Origin of the sequence: Isoptericola sp. NPDC057191, from assembly GCF_042670225.1 — a bacterium.
Taxonomy (GTDB): domain Bacteria; phylum Actinomycetota; class Actinomycetes; order Actinomycetales; family Cellulomonadaceae; genus Isoptericola.
In genome coordinates this window covers 1-1,170 of sequence record NZ_JBHUWC010000322.1, presented here as the reverse complement: position 1 = coordinate 1,170, position 1,170 = coordinate 1, and the positions used below count along the sequence as shown (strand labels likewise).

1 protein-coding gene is annotated in these 1,170 nt (G+C 72.5%); it reads right to left on the bottom strand.

The genetic code is table 11. The annotated features are described in order from the left end of the window. Nucleotides 1-1,113 (bottom strand): transaldolase (tal, locus tag ACFT55_RS20230; protein ID WP_380245662.1); only part of this gene is annotated, 1,113 nt, incomplete at its 3' end. Nucleotides 1,114-1,170 lie beyond the last annotated feature (57 nt).

Here is a 1,170-nt window from a genome sequence, read left to right as displayed (position 1 = left end):
GCCCTGGGCCTTCAGGCCCGCGGAGGCGGTGTCCAGGAGCTCGGTCCACGAGTCCTCGAACTTACGGACGCCGTCGGTCTCGAGGTGGTCGGTGACCTCGCGCAGGGAGACCCCGAGCGACTCGATGGTCTCGACGGTGCGGCGGGCCGCGTCCGCGGTGCCGCGCACGGTGTCGCCCGTGACGGTGCCGTGGTCGGCGAACGCCTGGAGCGTGGGCTCGGGCATGGTGTTGACCACGCCGTCGGTCACGAGCTCGGAGACGTACAGCGTGTCGGGGTACTCGGGGTTCTTCACGCCGGTGGACGCCCACAGCGGGCGCTGCGGGTGGGCGCCGGACGCGGCGAGCGAGCGCCACTGGTCCGTGGCGAGGAACTGCTCGTACGCCTCGAACGCGAGGCGGGCGTTGGCGACGGCGGCCTGCCCGCGCAGGTCGAGCGCCTCCGGCGTACCGATCTTCTCCAGCGCGGCGTCCACCGAGGAGTCCACGCGGGACACGAAGAAGGACGCGACGGACCCGATCGGGGCGAGGTCGATGCCGTCCGCACGCGCCTGCTCGAGGCCGATCGCGAACGCCTCCATGACGGCGCGGTAGCGCTCGATCGAGAAGATCAGGGTCACGTTGACGCTGATGCCCTGGGCGAGGGTCCGCGAGATCGCGTCGAGCCCCGGCACGGTGGCGGGGATCTTGATGAACACGTTGGGGCGGTCGACCGTGCGCCACAGCCGCTCCGCGACCACGACGGTCTTGTCGGCGTCGTACGCGAGACGGGGGTCGACCTCGATGGACACGCGACCGTCCACGCCGTCGGTGGCGTCGTAGACGGGCCGCAGGAGGTCGGCCGCGGTGCGCACGTCGTCGGTCGTGATGGTCTCGACGGCGGCGTCCACCTCGGTGCCCGCGAGCTCGGTCAGCTGCGCGTCGTAGGCGTCGCCGCTGGCCAGGGCCTTCGCGAAGATCGTCGGGTTGGTCGTCACGCCGACGACGCCGCGCTCGGCGACCAGCGCGGCGAGGTTCCCGCTGCGCAGCCGCTCGCGCGACAGGTCGTCGAGCCAGATGGACACCCCGGCAGCGGTCAGGTCGGTGATCGGTGCGGGGACGGTGCTCTGCGTCATCGGACGTCCTTCCGGGTCGGTGGCCCCGCCGGTGGTGTCTCGACGGGGGCCGGGTGG